The organism is Comamonadaceae bacterium OTU4NAUVB1, assembly GCA_024372625.1.
Taxonomy (GTDB): Bacteria; Pseudomonadota; Gammaproteobacteria; order Burkholderiales; family Burkholderiaceae_C; genus Variovorax.
In genome coordinates this window covers 1,640,251-1,658,240 of the sequence record CP099605.1, presented here as the reverse complement: position 1 = coordinate 1,658,240, position 17,990 = coordinate 1,640,251, and the positions used below count along the sequence as shown (strand labels likewise).

Genomic DNA, 17,990 nt, shown 5'->3' with positions numbered 1-17,990 from the left:
TCCCCCGCCGTCGGCGCCGCACCGCGCACCCCGGCGGTGGTCACCAAGCTGCCCGCCGTGGGCACCACCATCTTCACCGTGATGTCGGCGCTCGCCACCGAGCACCACGCGGTCAACCTGGGCCAGGGATTCCCGGACTTCGCCTGCGACCCGGCCCTGCCCGGGGCGGTCGGCGCGGCCATGGCGGCCGGTCACAACCAGTACCCGCCGATGCCCGGCGTGCCGGCCCTGCGCGAGGCGGTCGCCGCCAAGATCGAGGCGCTCTACGGTCATCGCTACGACCCGGCCAGCGAGATCACCATCACGGCCGGGGCGACGCAGGCCATCCTCACCGCCGTGCTCGCCGTGGTGCGGCCGCGCGACGAGGTGATCGTGCTCGAGCCCTGCTACGACAGCTACGTGCCCAACATCGAGCTGGCCGGCGGCATCGTCGTGCGCGTGCCGCTCACCCCGGGCACGTTCCGGCCCGACTTCGACCGCATCGCCGCGGCGCTCACGCCCCGGACGCGCGCGATCATCGTCAACACGCCCCACAACCCGAGCGCCACGGTCTGGACCGCCGCCGAGATGCGCGCGCTGGAGGCGCTGCTGGCGCCGACCGAGGTGCTGCTGATCGCCGACGAGGTCTACGAGCACATGGTCTTCGACGGTGCCGCGCACCAGAGCGCAGGGCGCTTTCCCGGGCTGGCCGCGCGCAGTTTCATCGTCGGGAGCTTCGGCAAGACCTATCACGTGACCGGCTGGAAGGTCGGCCACGTCGCCGCCCCGGCGGCGCTGACGGCGGAATTCCGCAAGGTGCACCAGTTCAACGTGTTCACGGTCAACACGCCGATGCAGCACGCGCTCGCGCACTACATGGCCGACCCCCGGCCCTACCTCGACCTGCCGGCCTTCTACCAGCACAAGCGCGACCTGTTCGCCGCGGGGCTGGCCCGGACGCGACTGCGGCTGCTGCCGAGCGCGGGCACCTACTTCCAGTGCGTGGACATCGCCCCGGTCACCGACCTCGACGAGGCGGCGTTCTGCCAGTGGCTCGTCAAGGAGATCGGCGTGGCGGCGATCCCGCTGTCGGCCTTCTACGGCGATGGCTTCGACCAGCGCGTGGTGCGCTTCTGTTTCGCCAAGAAGGACGAGACGCTCGAACTGGCGCTGGAGCGCCTGGCGCGGCTCTGAAGCGGCTCCCCGCAGCGGGCGGGACCGCGCCGCGCCTGCGCTGCTCCCGGCGACACCCGGCAGCGGCGATCAGCTCGAGATCTGTGCCCAGGCCTTGTCCAGCCGCTTGATGCTGACCGGCTGGGGGGTGCGCAGTTCCTGCGCGAAGAAGCTCACGCGCAGTTCCTCGAGCAGCCACCGGAATTCCAGCATCCGCTCGTCCGCGACGCCCTTGCGCTCGGCCACCAGCCGCCAGTAGCGCTGTTCCTGGGGCTGCAGTTCGGCCAGGCGCGCCGCATCGCGGGCCGGGTCGCCGCGCAGCTTGTCCAGGCGCAGGGTGACGGCTTTCAGGTAGCGTGCGAAATGCTGCAGCTGCACCCAGGGCGTGTCGGCGATGAAACGCTTGCCCATGAGCTTCTGGAGTTGCTGGGACGCGTCGGCCGTGGCCGCGGGATGGCCTTTCGTGTCCTTCACCTTGCGCACCGCCGCCGCGTAATCGACCAGGATCGCGCCGGCCAGCCGCGCGACCTCGCTGGCGATGAGCGTGAGGCGGCCACGCCCCTCGTCGAGGCGGCGCTTGAAGGCGGACGCATCGCTCGGCAGCGGGTCCTGCAGGAAGGCGCGGTCGAGGGCCACGTCGACGATCTGCTGGCGCAGCTCTTCCGCCGTGCCCAGCGGCATGTACGCCGCGGCCATCTTCTGCAGGTCGGGGATGTTCTTCTCCAGGTACTTCAGCGCGTCCTTGAGCTGCAGGGCGAACAGCCGGCGCAGGCCGACGCGGTGCTTCGCCATGGCGACGGCCGGCTCGTCGAAGACCTCGATGGTCACGCCGTCGCCGCCATCGACCAGTGCCGGGAAGCCGATCAGCGACTGCGCACCGCGCCGGACCTCCATCAACTCGGGCAGCTCGCCGAAAGTCCAGGCCGTGTAGCGGGCGCCCGCCGGCAGCGACGGGGGCGGCGCCGCGGCGGGGGCCGGGACGGCCTGGCGTCGGGTGCCGGATGCGCCGGGCGCGTCGACGCCGGTCGACGACGGTCCGGCGGCTTCCACGGGCGTCGCGCGCACGTTGAGCCCGGCCAGCGCCTGGAAGGCGCCCCGTGCCTGTGCGCCGAGTTCGGCCTTGAGCGCGCCCAGGTTGCGCCCCATGCCGAGCTGGCGGCCGTGCTCGTCGACCACGCGCAGGTTCATGAACAGGTGCGCGGGCAGCATGTCGAGCTTGAAATCGGCGCGCAGCACGTCGACGCCGGTGATCTCGCGCACGCGCTTCAACAGGGCGTCGGTCAGCGAGCCGGCACCGAAGACCTCCGGCGCCGACAACGCCTCGGTCAGCCGCGCCGCCGATTCGGGCAGCGGCACCAACCGCGAGCGGGGACGCTGCGGCAGGCTCTTGAGCAGCGCCTGGACCTTGTCGCGCAGCATGCCGGTCACCAGCCACTCGCAGCGCTCCTCGCTGACCTGGTTGAGCACGAACAGCGGCACGGTCGCCGTGAGGCCGTCGCGGGCATCGCCGGGCTCGTGCAGGTAGGTGGCCGCGCAGTCGACGCCGCCCAGGCGGACCGTCGGCGGGAACGACTGCACCGTGATGCCCGCCGCCTGGTGGCGCATCAGTTCGTCGCGCGACAGATAGAGCAGGCGCGGCTGGGCACGGGAGGTCTCGCGGTACCAGTGCTCGAAGGAGGCGCCGCTGGCCACGTCGGGCGGCAGCTGGGCGTCGTAGAAGGCGTAGATCAGTTCGTCGTCGACCAGCACGTCCTGGCGGCGCGACTTGTGCTCCAGGCCCTCGACCTCCTTGACCAGCTTGCGGTTGGCCGCCAAGAACGGCAGCCGGCTCTCCCATTGCCCGCCGACCAGCGCCTCACGGATGAAGACCTCGCGCGCGCCGACCGGATCGATGCTCGCGAAATCCATGCGCCGCCCGCTGTAGACCACCAGTCCGTAGAGCGTGGCGCGCTCCAGCGCCGTGACCTGCGCGCCCTTCTTCTCCCAGTGCGGGTCGAGCAACTGCTTCTTGAGCAGGTGGCCGGCGACCTGCTCGAGCCACTGCGGCTCGATGTTGGCGATGCCGCGCCCGAACAGGCGCGTGGTCTCGACCAGTTCGGCCGCGACGATCCACCGCCCCGGCTTCTTGCGCAGGTGCGCGCCCGGGTGCGGAAAGAACTTGATGCCGCGCGCGCCCAGGTACTCGCCGTTGCCGCCCGATCCCGACGGCCGGCCCTGCCCGGCCGCCGGCGCCTGGCCCCCACCCGTGGCCGCCGGATCCTCCATCTTCCAGCCGATGTTGCCCAGCAGGCCGGCGAGCATCGACAGGTGCAGCGCCTCGTAGCTCGCGGCCGGCCCGCCCAGCGGCCACTTGTGCTCGGCCACCACCGTCAGGAGCTGCGAGTGGATGTCGCGCCACTCGCGCACGCGGCGGATGTTGACGAAGTTCTGCCGCAGCAGCTGCTCGTACTGGCGGTTGGTGAGCTTGTGCGTGGGTTGCGCGGCGGCCTCGGCCGGCAATGCCTCCACGGTCGGGCGCGACAGGCGCTGGGCCACCGGCAGCACCGCCGCGCTGGCGCGGCGGGGGCCGTTCTGCTGCTGGGCCATCTCGCGCCGCGACGTCGCCACCGGCGCCCCGCCGCGCGCGTCGTGCAGCCATTTCCACAGCGTCAGGTAGCCGCTGAACTCGCTCTTCTCGTCGTCGAACTTCGCGTGGGCCTGGTCGGCCTGCTGCTGGGCGTCCATCGGCCGGTCGCGCACGTCCTGCACGCTCAGCGCCGCGGCGATCACCAGCACCTCCTCCAGCGCGCCGCGCTCGCGCGCCTCCAGGATCATCCGGCCGACGCGCGGGTCCAGCGGCAGGCGCGAGAGTTCGCGCCCGACCGCCGTCAGCTCGTTGGCGTCGTCGACCGCCCCCAGCTCGGCGAGCAGCTGGTAGCCGTCGGCGATGGCGCGGCGCTGCGGCGGCTCCAGGAACGGGAAGCGCTCGACGTCGCCCAGGTGCAGCGACTTCATGCGCAGGATCACGCCGGCCAGCGAGGAGCGCAGGATCTCCGGGTCGGTGAAGCGCGGGCGGCCCTCGAAGTCCTTCTCGTCGTAGAGCCGGATGCAGATGCCGTTGGCCACGCGGCCGCAGCGCCCGGCGCGCTGGTTGGCCGCCGCCTGGCTGATCGGCTCGACCAGCAGCTGCTCGACCTTGCTGCGGAACGAATAGCGCTTGACGCGCGCCGTCCCGGTGTCGATCACGTAGCGCGTGCCGGGCACCGTCAGCGAAGTCTCCGCCACGTTGGTCGCCAGCACCACGCGCCGGCCGGTGTGGCCCTCGAAGATGCGGTCCTGCTCGGCCGGCGACAGGCGGGCGAACAGCGGCAGCACCTCCGCGCTGCGCATCACCGGCTGGTTGGCGAGATGGCGGCGCAGGTGGTCGGCGGCCTCGCGGATCTCGCGCTCGCCCGGCAGGAAGACCAGGATGTCGCCGGCGTTGTGCGGATCGCGCCAGAGTTCGTCGACGCCGTCGGCGATGGCGTCGTTCAGGTCGTGCTCGCGCGATTCCTCGAACGGCCGGTAGCGCTGTTCGACCGGGAAGGTGCGACCCGACACGTAGATGACGGGCGCCGGTCCCTTCGCCGACCTGAAGTGCTGCGCGAAGCGCTCGGCGTCGATGGTGGCGGAGGTCACGATCACCTTCAGGTCGGGGCGGCGCGGCAGGATCTCGCGCAGGTAGCCCAGCAGGAAGTCGATGTTGAGGGAGCGTTCGTGGGCCTCGTCGATGATGATCGTGTCGTAGGCCTTGAGCAGGGGGTCGGTCTGCGTCTCGGCCAGCAGGATGCCGTCGGTCATCAGCTTGACCGAGGCGTCGCGCGACAGCCGGTCCTGGAAACGCACCTTGAAGCCGACGACGTCGCCCAGCGGCGTCTTGAGTTCCTCGGCGATGCGCTTGGCCACCGAACTCGCGGCGATGCGCCGGGGCTGCGTGTGACCGATCAGCCGGCCCTGCCCCGGCGGTTTGCCGAGCTTGCCGCGCCCGAGCTGCAAGGCGATCTTGGGCAGCTGCGTGGTCTTGCCCGAGCCGGTCTCGCCGCACACGATGACGACCTGGTTGTCGGCGATGGCCTGCGCGATCTCTTCGCGGCGGGCCGAAACCGGCAAGGATTCCGGAAATTCGATGGAGAGGGATTGCATTGCCATCCATTATCGATGCCACACGAGTTCACGTGTTCTCGTGTAGAGTGAACCCTCTCTTCCGGAGGCCCGAATGTCCAACCTCACGATCTCCATCGACGACCACCTGATCAAGAAGGCGCGTGTCCGCGCCATACAGCAAGGCACGTCGCTGAGCGCCAAGATCCGCGAGTACATCGCCGCGTACGCCAACGGGACCGCCGATCGCCTCTCGGGCGACGCCACGACCGACCTGCTGCGCATGATCGACGACGTTCGGATGGAAGTGCGGCAGAACTCCGGCACAGGCATCGCCGTTTGCGACCCCTCAAGCCAGGCACCCCGATCGCTCCGGGAAGAACTCCACGAAGGCGACTTCAGGGCGCGCGACCGGATCGGTGGCGCATGGGCGGATCGAACATGACGTCGGGCGAGCGCTGCTTCTTCGACACCAATGTCCTGCTCTATGCGTTCGACGACACCCAGCCGACCAAACAGGCGATCGCCAGAAAACTGATCGAACGACTCGGCCGCGAGCGCAAGGCAGTGCTGAGCACGCAAGTGCTGATCGAGCTCTTCCACAACCTGGTGCGCAGGTTCAAGGTGGCGGCCCCGACGGCGTCCCTGATGACGGCGGCATTCTGCGAGTGGCCGGTGATCGACAGCGACAACGCGCTGGTGCTCAAGGCCATGGCCCGCGCGTCCGAGAACGGCCTCCCGATCTGGGACGCGATGGTGGTCGAGGCCGCCATCCGATCGGGCGTCGACACGCTCTACAGCGAGGACATGCAGCACGGTCAGCGCTTCGGCAACCTCGTCCTTCAGAACCCGTTCACCACCCTCGCCTGAAGCGCGACACCCACAACTCCTTTCACCTCTCCCATGTCCGCCGTCTTCAATTTCACCTTCGTGCCCTGGTTCCGCTCGGTGGCGCCCTACATCCACACCCACCGCGGCAAGACCTTCGTGGTCGCCCTGGCCGGCGAGGCCATCGCGGCGGGCAAGCTGCAGAACATCGCCCAGGACCTGGCGCTGATCCAGTCGATGGGCGTGAAGATCGTGCTGGTGCACGGCTTCCGCCCGCAGGTCAACGAGCAGCTGCGCGCCAAGGGGCACGAGGCGCGCTACTCGCACGGCCTGCGCATCACCGACGAGGTCGCGCTCGACTCGGCCCAGGAAGCCGCCGGCCAGTTGCGCTACGAGATCGAGGCCGCCTTCAGCCAGGGCCTGCCCAACACGCCGATGGCCGGCTCGACGGTGCGCATGATCTCGGGCAACTTCATCACCGCGCGCCCCGTGGGCGTGATCGACGGCATCGATTTCAAGCACTCCGGTCTGGTGCGCAAGGTCGACGCCGTGGGCATCCGCCGAACGCTCGACTTCGGCGCCATGGTGCTGATGTCGCCGTTCGGTTTCTCGCCCACCGGCGAAGCCTTCAACCTGACCATGGAGGAAGTCGCGACCAGCGTGGCGACGTCGATCCAGGCCGACAAGCTGATCTTCCTGACCGAGATCCCAGGCATCCGCGTCGACAGCGAACTGCCCGAGAGCGAGGACAACCCGATCGACACCGAACTCCCGCTGGACGCGGCGCGCAAGCTGCTCGCCACCCTGCCGCCGGCGCAGCGCCCGACCGACACCGCGTTCTACCTGCAGCACTGCGTGAAGGCCTGCGAGGCCGGCGTGGAGCGCAGCCACATCCTGCCCTTCGCGGTGGACGGCGCGTTGCTGCTGGAGATCTACGTGCACGACGGCATCGGCACCATGGTGATCGACGAGAAACTGGAATCGCTGCGCGAGGCGACGGTCGACGACATCGGCGGCATCCTCCAGCTGATCGAGCCTTTCGAGCGCGACGGCACGCTGGTCAAGCGCAGCCGCACCGAGATCGAGCGCGACATCCACCAGTACACCGTGATCGAGCACGACGGCGTGATCTTCGGCTGCGCCGCGATCTATCCCTATCCGGAGGCGCGCACGGCCGAGATGGCGGCGCTCACGGTGTCGCCCCAGGCGCAGTCGACCGGCGACGGCGAACGCATCCTCAAGCGCATCGAGCAGCGCGCCAAGGCGCAGGGCTTCGACAGCATCTTCGTGCTCACCACGCGCACCATGCACTGGTTCATCAAGCGCGGCTTCGTCCAGGTCGACCCCGACTGGCTGCCCGAGGCCCGCAAGCGCAAGTACAACTGGGACCGGCGCAGCCACGTCCTGGTCAAGAAGCTGGGCTGACGCCCGGCGCGCCTACTGGCCGGTCAGTTCGCGGTAGGCCTTGCGCGTGGCGGGCGAGACCGAGTCGAGCAGCAGCGCGTAGGAGGTCTGGTGGCGCGCCATCATCCGCGCCGACGCCACCGCCTTGGAGCGGCAGTACCAGTGGCAGGTGTGCTGCATCAGGAAGAGCTCGGCCGACATCGTGAAAGCGCGCGCCTTGGCGCTCTGCCCCGGTCGCACGACCACGGCCTCGGCGATGCCGCGCGCATGGATCTCGAAGGCGCGGCGCACGTCGAAGGTGCTGGCCGGGAAGGCGTTGCCGATGTAGGGAAGCGCCAACGGCAGCCTGCTGACGCGGGCGCGCTGCGCGTCGACCTCCGAGAAGCCCCGGGCGAAGCGCCCGAACTGCGAGGCCAGCGATTTCTCGCTCGGCTCCAGCAGCGCCCAGATCTGCTCGCGCCGCACCGGATCGGCCTCGCCCAGGCACCGCAGGTAGCCTTGCGTCACGGTCTCCATGAGCTTCTCGATCTGGAACTGCCCGAGGTGGCTGCCCAGCAGGGCGATGCGGCCACGCTGGTCCCTGGACTTGAGCGCGAAGGCGCCGGCGGCGAGCAGGGCCGCCAGAATGAAGAGGTCCATGACGAGGAAAAGCCCGGTGCGGGAGAAAAAACGACGACGCCGATTGTCACTGAAGCGATACGCCACGATGACTCGACATCGACATCGACATCGACATCGACATCGACATCGATATCGGTGTCGGCATCAGCGCCGGCGCATCGGCATCCGGTCGATCTCCGCGAACACGGCGTCGAGTTCGACCTCCGGCCCGGTCTTCATCTTGGTGCCGCCGTCCTTGCCCACCAGCACGAAGGTGGGCGCGCCGCCCGCCTCAAGACCCAGGGCGTCCAGCAGGGCCCCCGTCCGCCGCGCCGACAGGGGCCGGCCGTTGCGCCGACCCTCGCCCGCCACGACGGTGTAGAGCACCATCTCGCGGTCCAGGAAGGCCTCGCGCGTGGGCGTCGCGTCCAGTGCCGCCTGCATGCGCCGCAGCAGGGGATCATCCCGGGTCGGCACCACCAGGACCACCGGCCGCGTCTTCCAGCGTTCGGCGAGCAGCGGGTTGTCGCCCGCCGACGCTGCCGCGAACGCCGGCGACAGCCAGAGCGGCGCCAGGGCGAACGTGATCGCCAGGCCCCACAGCAGGAAACGCAGGCCGGAGAATTTCGATGGGTTCATTGGACGGGCTTTCCTGGAAGCGGCGATCGCACCGGCGACCGCCTGCGCGCAAATGCAGGAAGGGTGCGGTCCGGACCGTCGCCGGTCGTTCGCGCACCCTCCCCTGGATCATCCCCGCTCGGCGGGAACGCGCCGATCACTTGGGCAGCAGGACCTTGTCGACGACGTGGATGACGCCGTTGGACTGGATCACGTCGGCGATGGTGACGGTGGCCGTGCCACCCTTCTCGTCGGTGATCATGACCTTGCCGCCGCTGCTCTTGGCCGTCAGCGTGCCGCCGGCGGCGGTCTTCAGCGTGGCGGTGCCCTTGCCTTCGGTGATCTGCTTGGTCAGCGCGGCGGCATCGATCTTGCCCGGCACCACGTGGTAGGTCAGCACGCCGGTCAGGGCGGCCTTGTTCTCGGGCTTGAGCAGGGTGTCGACCGTGCCGGCCGGCAGTGCCGCGAAGGCGGCGTTGGTCGGCGCGAAGACCGTGAACGGGCCCGGGCCCTTGAGCGTATCGACCAGACCGGCGGCCTTCACGGCGGCGACCAGCGTGGTGTGGTCCTTGGAGTTGACGGCGTTGTCGATGATGTCCTTGGTCGGCGACATCGGGGCACCGCCCACCATCACGTCGGCGGCCATGGCGGAGACGGCGCCCACCGACAGCGCGGCGGCAAGGGCGATGGAAGCGAGGCGGGAAAACTTGCGTTGCATGGATGACTCCTGAGGGTGGTTGGTTTGGCCGCCATGCAGCGCATGGCAGTTGTGATCAGTACGGTCCCGCCCGCCCCCTGGATTCGCATCACGTGAAAGAATTTGCAACAGTCTTGGTCCGTCCCCTGCACACCGGACGCCCGCGGCCTGCTCCTCTCACTTGCGCAGCCCCTGGAGCTTGGCGAAGGCGCTGGCCATCTGGCCGGCCGGTGCCGCGCCGGCGTCGCGGCGCGCCGCGCTCGCCTGGCGTCCGCCGCCGGCGCCTTCGAAGCGGTTGCCGCGTGGCGCGTCGCGCCGCGCGGGGGCCGCGTCGAGCTTCATCGACAGCGCGATGCGCTTGCGCGCCGCGTCCACCTCCATCACCTTGACGCGCACGATGTCGCCGGTCTTCACGACCTCGCGCGCGTCGGCGACGAACTTGTGCGCCAGCTGGCTGACATGCACCAGCCCGTCCTGGTGCACGCCGACGTCGACGAAGGCGCCGAACTGCGCGACGTTGCTCACCGTCCCTTCGAGCACCATGCCCTCGACCAGGTCGGCGATGTCCTCGACGCCGTCGTTGAAGCGCGCCACCCTGAAGTCCGGGCGCGGGTCGCGGCCGGGCTTCTCCAGTTCGCCCAGGATGTCCTCGACGGTGACGATGCCGAACGTCGCGTCGGCGAAACGTTCCGGCCGCAGGGTGCGCAGCACCTCGGCGCGGCCCATCAGTTCGGCGACGGGCCGTCCGGTGCCTTCGATGATCCGCTGGACCAGCGGGTAGGTCTCCGGGTGCACGCCGGTCATGTCCAGCGGATCGGCGCCGCCGCGGATGCGCAGGAAACCCGCGCTCTGCTCGAACGCCTTGGGGCCGAAACCGCCGACGTCCAGCAGCTGGCGGCGGGTGGAGAACGCGCCGTGCGCCTCACGCCAGCGCACCACCGCGCGCGCCACGCTCGGCGACAGGCCCGAGACGCGCGAGAGCAGCGGCACGCTGGCCGTGTTGAGGTCCACGCCGACGGCGTTCACGCAATCCTCGACCACCGTCTGCAGGGTGCGGGCGAGCGCGCCTTGATCGACGTCGTGCTGGTACTGGCCCACGCCGATCGACTTCGGATCGATCTTCACCAGTTCGGCCAGCGGATCCTGCAGGCGACGCGCGATGCTCGCCGCGCCGCGCAGGCTGACGTCGACATCGGGCATCTCCAGCGAGGCGAACTCGCTGGCGGAGTAGACCGACGCGCCGGCCTCGCTGACCACCACCTTCTCCAGCGCCTTCGTCCCCGGCGCGACGACCGCGCCATCGGCGGGCGGCCGGGCCAGCCGCTTGATGAGCTCGCCGGCGAGCCGGTCGGTCTCGCGGCTGGCCGTGCCATTGCCGATGGCGATCAGGTTCACGCCATGCTTCGCGCACAGCGTCTCCAGGGCGTGCAGCGAACCGTCCCAGTCGCGCCGCGGCTCGTGCGGGAAGACGGTCGCCGTCTCGACCAGCTTGCCGGTGGCATCCACCACGGCCACCTTCACGCCGGTGCGGATGCCCGGGTCCAGCCCCATGACGACGCGCGGGCCCGCCGGGGCCGCCAGCAGCAGGTCGCGCAGGTTGTCGGCGAAGACCTTGATGGCGACCCGCTCGGCCTCCTCGCGCAGCCGGGCGAACAGGTCGCGCTCGGTCGACAGCGACAGCTTCACGCGCCAGGTCCAGGCGATGCACCGGCGGATCAGGTCGTCGGCCGGACGCTTCGCGTGGCGCCAGTCCAGGTGCAGCGCGATGCGGCCCTCGGCGATCGAGGGCTGGCCGGGCTCGGGCTCCACCGGCAGCACCAGCCGGGCGTCGAGGATGTCCAGCGATCGTCCCCGGAAGACCGCCAGCGCGCGGTGCGACGGCACGCGGCCGATCGGCTCGTCGTAGGCGAAGTAGTCGCGGAAGCGCGCGACGTCGACATTCGCCTCGTCCTTGCCGCTCATCAGGCTGGCGCGGAACAGGCCGTCCGCCCACAGCCATTCGCGCAGGCCCTGCACCAGCACCGCGTCCTCGGCCCAGCGCTCGGCCAGGAGGTCCCGCACGCCGTCGAGCACGGCGGACACGGTGGAGAAGTCCGGTCCGGGCTTGCCGTCGTCCAGCGTCGTCGCGGGACGCAGGAAGGCCAGGGCCTCGACCGCCGGGTCGCGCGCCGGGTCGGCCAGGAGCCGGTCGGCCAGGGGCTCGATGCCGGCCTCGCGCGCGATCTGCCCCTTGGTGCGGCGCTTCTGGCGGAACGGCAGGTACAGGTCCTCCAGTTCCTGCTTGGTCGGTGCGGCCGCGATGGCGGCGCGCAGCGCGTCGGTCAACTTGCCCTGCTCGTCGATGCCGCGCAGGACGACGACGCGCCGGTCCGCCAATTCGCGCAGGTAGGACAGGCGTGCCTCCAGCTCGCGCAACTGGACGTCGTCGAGGCCGTCCGTGGCTTCCTTGCGATAGCGGGCGATGAAAGGGACGGTGGCGCCGCCGTCGAGCAGGTCGACGGCGGCCTTCACCTGGTGCTCGCCGATCCTGATCTCGGCGGCGAGCTGGCGGATGATCTGTTGCATGGGCTGGAAGGTTGGGGAGGAACGCGGCCGGCGGCGGGCCGGCGCGGCGGGACGGATCGACGCGGGCGCGAGGGCCCGGCGATGGAAGCGGGAAAGTTTGCCATAGCGCCCACTGACCGAACGCCCGCCGCTTCGGGGCCTCGCGCTGAAAGAATCGCGTAAGCTTTCGGCTACATTCCCTGCTGATGTCCGACGCCAACCCGCCCCCCAGCTCCGAGGATCGACGCCTTGAGGCCCTGCGGCGACTGGACCTGATGGACAGCCTCCCGGAGGAGGATTTCAACGACATCGTCACCCTGGCCTCGGAGATCTGCGGCACGCCCATCGGGCTGGTGTCGCTGGTGGACGGCGAGCGCCAGTGGTTCAAGGCCCGCATCGGCCTGGCGGCCCAGCAGACCCCGCGCGACCAGGCCTTCTGCGCCCACGCGCTGCTCGAGCCGGACCTGCTGATGATCGTGGAGGACGCGACACGGGACGAACGCTTCGTGACCAATCCGCTGGTCACCGCCGGCCCCGACATCCGCTTCTACGCCGGCGCGCCGATCTTCTCGCCCGACGGCTTCGCCCTGGGCACGGTGTGCGTGATCGACACGGTGCCGCGCACCCTGAGCGATTCGCAGGCCGCCGCCCTGAAGGCGCTGGCGCGCCAGACCTCGGCGCTGATCCGCCTGCGCGCCATGAACATCGCCCAGCGCCAGCATTCGGAGGCCCTGCAGCGCCAGGTCACGGCCGCGCTGACGGACGATTCGGGCGCCCACGCGTCGCTGCAGCAGCGCCACCGCGTCGCCTCCATCGGACAGCTCACCAGCGGCCTGGCGCACGACTTCAACAACCTGCTGCAGACCATCAACGGCAGCCTCCAGCTCATCCTGCGCAAGGCCGAGCGGCCCGACCTCAAACGCTGGGCCGGCGGCGCCATGGACGCCGTCGCGCGCGGCGCCAAGCTGACTTCGCACCTGCTGGCGTTCTCGCGCTCCAACGTGGCGCAGCGTTCGGTGGTCGAGGTCGACACCTTCGTCGCCGGCATGCGCGACCTGCTCGATCGCGCCCTGGGCCCGGAAGTCCAACTCACGCTGCGCCCCGGCGCGCACGGCGTGACGGTGAACCTGGACGTGACGCAGCTGGAGGCGGCCGTGCTCAACCTGTGCGTCAACGCCCGCGACGCCATGTGCGGCGCCGGCACGCTGCGGATCGCCACCTCGGTGGTCGATTTCGATGGCGACGCCACCCTGCCGCGCGACCGCTTCCTGGTGCTGGAGGTCGGCGACAGCGGCCCGGGCATGCCGGCGGAAGTGGTCGAACGCGCGTTCGAACCCTTCTTCACCACCAAGGCCGACGGCGCCGGCACCGGGCTGGGACTGGCGCAGGTCTACGGCTTCGCGCTGCAGTCCGGCGGCATCGCGCGCATCCACGTCGCGCCGGGTCGCGGCACGACCGTCGCGCTGTGGCTCAAGGCCTCGCCGGGCACCGGCGCGGCACTCGGCGCGGCCGAGACGCCCCGGGCCGCGACGCCGGCCTCCGGCGCCCGCGTGCTGCTGGTGGACGACGACGCGGTGCAGTGCGCCACCTGGTGCGAACTGCTCGTGGACGCCGGCTACCAAGCGCGCGGCGTGTTCACGGGCCGCGCCGCGCTCGACGCCATCGCCGGCGAGCCGTTCGACGTCGTGATCGTCGACTGCGGCATGCCGGTCATGAACGGCTCGATGCTGGCGCAGGAGATCGGCGCGCGCTGGCCGGCGCTGCCGCTGGTGTTCGTCACCGGCCAGGCGGAGGTCGACGGCGTTCGCCCGCCGATGACCGGCGACGCGCAGGTCCTGACGAAACCGCTGTTGCTCGAGCAGGTCACGCACGCGATCGAGACCGCGCTGGGCCGTTGAACGCGGCGCGACCGCCCCCCGCCCGCCCACCGGGTCGGCCGCACGCGGGACAGCACCGGGCGGCCGGCCCACAATGCCGGCCATGCCCGCTCTCCGCAAACTGCTCCACGCCCTGATCGGGATGCTGCTCGTTCCGGTGCTGCTGTTCGAGGAATGGGGCTGGCACCCGCTCGCCGCCTGGGTCGCGACACTGGCGCGGCTGCCCCTGTGGGCGCGCCTGGAGCAGCGCGTGCGCGCCATGCCGCCCTGGGCCGCCGTGCTCGTCTTCCTGGTGCCGGTGGTGGTGCTGTTGCCGCTCAAGGTGCTGGCGGTGCTGCTGTTCGGCGGCGGGCACTACGTGAGCGGCGTCGCGCTGCTGGCGGGCGCCAAGCTGATCGGCACCGCGATGGTGGCGCGCATCTTCCAGCTGGTGCACCCGGCGCTGATGCACCTGCCGTGGTTCGCGCTCTGGTACCCGCGCTGGACGGCGTGGAAGGACCACTGGCTGGGCATCGTGCGCCACAGCGCGCCCTGGCGCGTGCTGCGGCGCTGGCATGCCGGCACGCGGCGGCGCTGGCGGATGTTCTGCCGTGGGTTCTGGCGGGTGTCCTGACGCGCGATCTCCAGCCCCGGTTGTCAATACCACGCTCATTGATCACTGGTGTGTGCTTGAACGAGGCATTTTCCCGATCGACTCAAGGCCAAAGCCTTGGCAATCGAGCACGCAACCCGTCGAGACGCGACGGTGGCATGCGCACCCTCCTTTCCGGACCTTGATCTTTCATGCGGTAGAAAAGGGAACCATCGTCATATTCCAACGGAGTGACGGGTTCCCCCATGGCCAGCAATGGACTGAAGAATCGTTCAGCAAGCAATTCGTTGTCCATGGACAGCACTCTGAGACGTACTTCGTCGTCAGGAAAATTCTCCGGCTGAATGAACCCGTTCAGGCCGCAGAGTTCGATTTTATACGACACCCCTCGAAACACATGGACTCCACCTTTCATTTGTTTTGTATAAAAAGTGCAATGCAAGTAATCCGCAGGACGCCATACATTGAGAATGTAGAGCATTGAAAAATACAAAAACCCAAAAGACAAGACGACCAACCATGAAAATTTTTTCATTGGACATACTCTTCACAAATTTCACCAAGATCGATGACTATGGGTCTTGGCAGTTTTACTTTCTCCAGATTTGAGAAAATTTTGAAATCACCACCGCGTTTTTTTACTTTTCGCCAATTTTCAAAGTTTCGATTTCGCACTGGATAGAAGACTTCTTTTTCTTTCAGATTGCTGCCTACGTCCACCGGCTTGTCCAAATACTCCGGGAGGGTGGGCAAATGTGTTTTTGATTCGTTGCCAGCCTCAAAAATCAGCTTTTTCGAAATTTGAGATAAAAACTTGGAGGTTGCTTCTGCAGCAACTGCCGCGTGAATGACGATAACGCCTCTGCGGTTCCAATGGCCAAGATACTGGGATGATTCGGCATCGTCATTGAACGAATAAACATCCTTCGCATACATGTATATATGAGTGATCTTAATCGTGGTACGACTACGGGTTTGCCATGGATGCGATCCATAGTACATTGTCTTATTTGTTGATATGTCGGCCTCAGCAACTGCCGCAAAGAAATAGAAGTTTGCCAAAGACGCGGCCAGATCATTCATAACAGGAGCATCCTTTAGTTCGTTGCCAACAACACGCCATGCCCCGCCCAATGCGTCGAACATGGATACGAACGACAATTGGAACTGAAATTGTTCATGTAGTTTCTGTATGTCACTGCCGCACCTTTCCCAGCAATCAAGTCGACCAGAATAGTAATTCTGGTGCTGGCCCATGAATCTCCTGAATTTTTTTGCCAGAATACTCGCAGCAATTTTGTTGTAAACGTTTTCCGATTCGGTTGGCTCCAAGTCAGCAGACTTGAGATGGTTATATTTTTCGCGTACGTTACCGAACTTCAGAATCCAATCCAACTTCAAAGAACCGGTATCCACATAATCAGAGTCTTCGGCAGTTTCGGACTTTTCTTTTATTACATGAGCCTTTCCTTTGAACCATCGATCAGCACAATAGGAAGAATATTTGAATCCCATGGCATTCATGGCTTGCGGCAGATCCATCATGTCGAACGGCGGGAGCCTCGAGCATTTTTCCTCTTTTTTTGAATTTTCAATCTTCTGAGTTGAATTTTTTGAATCAACCGCCATTGACGATTTTGACTTGATCTGGCTTTTGTCGAAAGAATTGATGTCTGGAAACACGGCGTCCGTAGCTATCGACAAAATATTCTTCCCCGGAAGCGGCGCAGGGGTTTTTTCCATCAGGATGGCTTCTTGCGTCTGCACAGGCCGACAGCCATTGGCACCCTTCATGATCTTCCACGTCGCGCCAGACATCGTCATTTGAGTCACCAAATAAGGATGTCTGTCACGATGCAATTCTTTCACGTGGCTTTCAAAATCCATTTTTATTTTATGGAAAATCGATATCATGGCTTCCTTGCTGTCTTTAATTCAATTCAATAAGCGATCGATTCTATGATTTTTGATGAGATCAATCGACAGACACCAATTCATTAAATTCCCATTCTCTAATGCAGCCAGCTATACTTTCGTACCTAGTTCATGCAAGCCAGAAGATGAATTTGAGGGACAGCTGGATTGGCTAGATCCTGATCTCTGAAAAACGAAGCATGGGTTCATCGGAAGCATTCCGAAGTCCTTTTCCTTAGAACGCCCGCCGCATGACCCCCACCCTCCCCCCCACCCTCGCCGCCGGCGACGAACGCCCACTCTGGAAGACCTTCGCGTTCTTCCTCGCCCCGATGCTGCTGAGCAACGTCCTGCAATCGCTCTCGGGCACGCTCAACAACGTCTACGTGGGCCAGATGATCGGGGTCGGCGCGCTGGCGGCGGTGTCGAGCTTCTTTCCGGTGATGTTCTTCTTCATCGCCTTCACCATCGGCCTGGGCGCGGGCGCGTCGGTGCTGATCGGGCAGGCCTGGGGCGCGCGCGACACCGGGCGGGTCAAGGCCATCGCGGGCACCACGCTGACGGTGGGCATCGCCTTCGGCCTGGCGGTGGCGGTGTTCGGCGGCTTCTTCACCACGCCGCTGCTGCGCGCGCTGGGCACGCCGCCCGACATCCTGGCCGACGCCACGCGCTACGCCCGCATCATGCTGATCGCGATGCCGGGACTGTTCGTGTTCCTGCTGTCGACCGCCATGCTGCGCGGCATCGGCGACACCGTGACGCCGCTGTTCACGCTGGGCCTGTCGACCGCGCTCGGCCTGCTGCTGACCCCAGCGCTGATCCGGGGCTGGGGCGGCCTGCCGATGCTGGGCGTGGCCAGTGGCGCGACAGCCACCGTGGTGTCGTTCGTCGTCGCCACGCTGTGGCTGGGGTGGCGCCTGCGCGCGCGCCAGAGCCCGCTCGCGCCCGATGCCGAGTTCGCCCGCCACCTGCGCGTGGACCTGCCGCTGCTGCGCGCCGTGCTCCGGATCGGCGTGCCCACGGGTGTGCAGATGATCGTCATCGCCCTCGCCGAGATCGCCCTGCTGGCGCTGGTCAACGGCTTCGGCTCGCAGGCCACGGCGGCCTACGGCGCGGTCAACCAGGTGGTGGCGTACGTGCAGTTCCCGGCGATCTCGATCGCCATCACGGCCTCGATCCTGGGGGCGCAGGCCATCGGCGCGGGCCGGGCCGACCGCCTGGGCGCCATCGCGCGCACGGGCCTGGTCATGAACCTGGTGCTGACCGGGGCGCTGGTGCTCGCGGGCTACCTGTTCTCGCGCCGGCTGATGGGCTTCTTCATCACCAGCGAGCCGGTGATCGAGGTGGCGCAGACGCTGCTGCACATCATGCTGTGGGGCACGGTGGTCTTCGGCATGGCCTCGGTGCTCTCCGGCGTGATGCGCGCGAGCGGCTCGGTGCTGGTGCCCACGGCGATCTCGATCCTGTGCATCGCCCTGATCGAGGTGCCGGTGGCCTGGTTCGCCAGCCGGCAGATCGGCCTGAACGGGGTCTGGATCGCCTACCCGGTGACGTTCGTGGCGATGTTCGCGCTGCAGTCGGCCTACTACCGGCTGGTGTGGCGCGGGCGGCCGGTGCGGCGCCTGGTCTGACGCCGCGCCCGGCG

The 17,990-nt window shown here is 67.6% G+C and carries 14 protein-coding genes and 1 pseudogene; 8 read left to right on the top strand and 7 right to left on the bottom strand.

The genetic code is table 11. From position 1 onward, the window contains the following. The first annotated feature begins 36 nt into the window (after positions 1 to 36). Positions 37 to 1,173, top strand: coding sequence for a pyridoxal phosphate-dependent aminotransferase (locus NF681_11160; GenBank protein ID UST55746.1), 1,137 nt, complete (start codon positions 37 to 39; stop codon positions 1,171 to 1,173). Between the two features lie 69 nt (positions 1,174 to 1,242). On the opposite strand, the gene hrpA is transcribed toward NF681_11160, so the two are convergent. After that, on the bottom strand, positions 1,243 to 5,319 hold the full coding sequence (gene hrpA, locus NF681_11155) for an ATP-dependent RNA helicase HrpA (GenBank protein ID UST52902.1): 4,077 nt from the start codon (positions 5,317 to 5,319) through the stop codon (positions 1,243 to 1,245). A gap of 67 nt (positions 5,320 to 5,386) precedes the next feature. Between hrpA and NF681_11150 the strand changes: the two genes are divergently transcribed. From NF681_11150 to argA, 3 genes are read left to right on the top strand one after another with little or no spacing between them, the layout of a single operon-like run. Continuing rightward, positions 5,387 to 5,716, top strand: coding sequence for a DUF6364 family protein (locus tag NF681_11150; protein UST52901.1), 330 nt, complete (start codon positions 5,387 to 5,389; stop codon positions 5,714 to 5,716). Further along, the gene (locus tag NF681_11145) at positions 5,698 to 6,141 is read left to right on the top strand and encodes a PIN domain-containing protein (GenBank protein UST52900.1); all 444 of its coding nucleotides are present in this window, start codon (positions 5,698 to 5,700) and stop codon (positions 6,139 to 6,141) included. Before NF681_11150 ends, NF681_11145 begins: the two co-directional genes overlap by 19 nt. A 33-nt stretch (positions 6,142 to 6,174) precedes the next feature. After that, positions 6,175 to 7,524, top strand: coding sequence for an amino-acid N-acetyltransferase (gene argA, locus NF681_11140; protein UST52899.1), 1,350 nt, complete (start codon positions 6,175 to 6,177; stop codon positions 7,522 to 7,524). A gap of 12 nt (positions 7,525 to 7,536) precedes the next feature. Here the strand turns inward: argA and NF681_11135 are convergent, their stop codons facing one another. The 4 genes from NF681_11135 to NF681_11120 all read right to left on the bottom strand — a co-directional run bounded on the left by NF681_11135 (position 7,537) and on the right by NF681_11120 (position 11,983). Next, on the bottom strand, positions 7,537 to 8,142 hold the full coding sequence (locus tag NF681_11135; GenBank protein UST52898.1) for a hypothetical protein: 606 nt from the start codon (positions 8,140 to 8,142) through the stop codon (positions 7,537 to 7,539). 126 nt (positions 8,143 to 8,268) lie between these two features. Continuing rightward, on the bottom strand, positions 8,269 to 8,742 hold the full coding sequence (locus NF681_11130) for a DUF4174 domain-containing protein (GenBank protein UST52897.1): 474 nt from the start codon (positions 8,740 to 8,742) through the stop codon (positions 8,269 to 8,271). Positions 8,743 to 8,878: 136 nt separating this feature from the next. Then, entirely contained in the window at positions 8,879 to 9,439 is a 561-nt protein-coding gene (locus tag NF681_11125; GenBank protein UST52896.1) for a fasciclin domain-containing protein, read from the bottom strand. A gap of 156 nt (positions 9,440 to 9,595) precedes the next feature. After that, positions 9,596 to 11,983 carry an RNA-binding transcriptional accessory protein gene (locus NF681_11120; protein UST52895.1) on the bottom strand — a complete coding sequence of 796 codons (2,388 nt, stop codon included), beginning with the start codon at positions 11,981 to 11,983 and terminating at the stop codon, positions 9,596 to 9,598. Between the two features lie 329 nt (positions 11,984 to 12,312). Between NF681_11120 and NF681_11115 the strand changes: the two are divergent. From NF681_11115 to NF681_11105, 3 genes and pseudogenes are all read left to right on the top strand, one after another. Then, positions 12,313 to 12,591 (top strand): annotated as a pseudogene (locus NF681_11115) (GAF domain-containing protein). A gap of 558 nt (positions 12,592 to 13,149) precedes the next feature. Continuing rightward, positions 13,150 to 13,860 (top strand): response regulator, encoded by a 711-nt coding sequence (locus NF681_11110; protein ID UST55745.1) that lies wholly within the window; start codon positions 13,150 to 13,152, stop codon positions 13,858 to 13,860. Between the two features lie 82 nt (positions 13,861 to 13,942). Beyond that, complete coding sequence (locus tag NF681_11105) at positions 13,943 to 14,452, top strand: hypothetical protein (protein ID UST55676.1); 510 nt, start codon at positions 13,943 to 13,945, stop codon at positions 14,450 to 14,452. A gap of 82 nt (positions 14,453 to 14,534) precedes the next feature. Here the strand turns inward: NF681_11105 and NF681_11100 are convergent, their stop codons facing one another. Together NF681_11100 and NF681_11095 are read right to left on the bottom strand one after the other, a co-directional pair. Further along, positions 14,535 to 14,966: a hypothetical protein gene (locus tag NF681_11100; GenBank protein UST55675.1), complete on the bottom strand. Its 432-nt coding sequence runs from the start codon at positions 14,964 to 14,966 to the stop codon at positions 14,535 to 14,537. Next, the gene (locus tag NF681_11095) at positions 14,963 to 16,345 is read right to left on the bottom strand and encodes a DUF6402 family protein (protein UST55674.1); all 1,383 of its coding nucleotides are present in this window, start codon (positions 16,343 to 16,345) and stop codon (positions 14,963 to 14,965) included. The genes NF681_11100 and NF681_11095 overlap by 4 nt, the downstream gene beginning before the upstream one ends. Before the next feature lie 251 nt (positions 16,346 to 16,596). Here NF681_11095 and NF681_11090 point away from each other — a divergent pair, with 251 nt between their 5' ends. Then, positions 16,597 to 17,976, top strand: coding sequence for an MATE family efflux transporter (locus NF681_11090; protein UST55673.1), 1,380 nt, complete (start codon positions 16,597 to 16,599; stop codon positions 17,974 to 17,976). Positions 17,977 to 17,990 lie beyond the last annotated feature (14 nt).

Bases quoted from the DNA above. Each gene is read 5' to 3' on its own strand.
- NF681_11110 (UST55745.1), top strand. From the start codon at position 13,150: ATGTGCGGCGCCGGCACGCTGCGGATCGCCACCTCGGTGGTCGATTTC.
- NF681_11135 (UST52898.1), bottom strand. From the start codon at position 8,142: ATGGACCTCTTCATTCTGGCGGCCCTGCTCGCCGCCGGCGCCTTCGCG.
- NF681_11100 (UST55675.1), bottom strand. From the start codon at position 14,966: ATGAAAAAATTTTCATGGTTGGTCGTCTTGTCTTTTGGGTTTTTGTAT.
- NF681_11120 (UST52895.1), bottom strand. From the start codon at position 11,983: ATGCAACAGATCATCCGCCAGCTCGCCGCCGAGATCAGGATCGGCGAG.
- NF681_11105 (UST55676.1), top strand. From the start codon at position 13,943: ATGCCCGCTCTCCGCAAACTGCTCCACGCCCTGATCGGGATGCTGCTC.
- NF681_11090 (UST55673.1), top strand. From the start codon at position 16,597: ATGACCCCCACCCTCCCCCCCACCCTCGCCGCCGGCGACGAACGCCCA.
- NF681_11145 (UST52900.1), top strand. From the start codon at position 5,698: ATGGGCGGATCGAACATGACGTCGGGCGAGCGCTGCTTCTTCGACACC.
- NF681_11095 (UST55674.1), bottom strand. From the start codon at position 16,345: ATGATATCGATTTTCCATAAAATAAAAATGGATTTTGAAAGCCACGTG.
- hrpA (UST52902.1), bottom strand. From the start codon at position 5,319: ATGGCAATGCAATCCCTCTCCATCGAATTTCCGGAATCCTTGCCGGTT.
- NF681_11125 (UST52896.1), bottom strand. From the start codon at position 9,439: ATGCAACGCAAGTTTTCCCGCCTCGCTTCCATCGCCCTTGCCGCCGCG.
- NF681_11130 (UST52897.1), bottom strand. From the start codon at position 8,742: ATGAACCCATCGAAATTCTCCGGCCTGCGTTTCCTGCTGTGGGGCCTG.
- NF681_11150 (UST52901.1), top strand. From the start codon at position 5,387: ATGTCCAACCTCACGATCTCCATCGACGACCACCTGATCAAGAAGGCG.
- argA (UST52899.1), top strand. From the start codon at position 6,175: ATGTCCGCCGTCTTCAATTTCACCTTCGTGCCCTGGTTCCGCTCGGTG.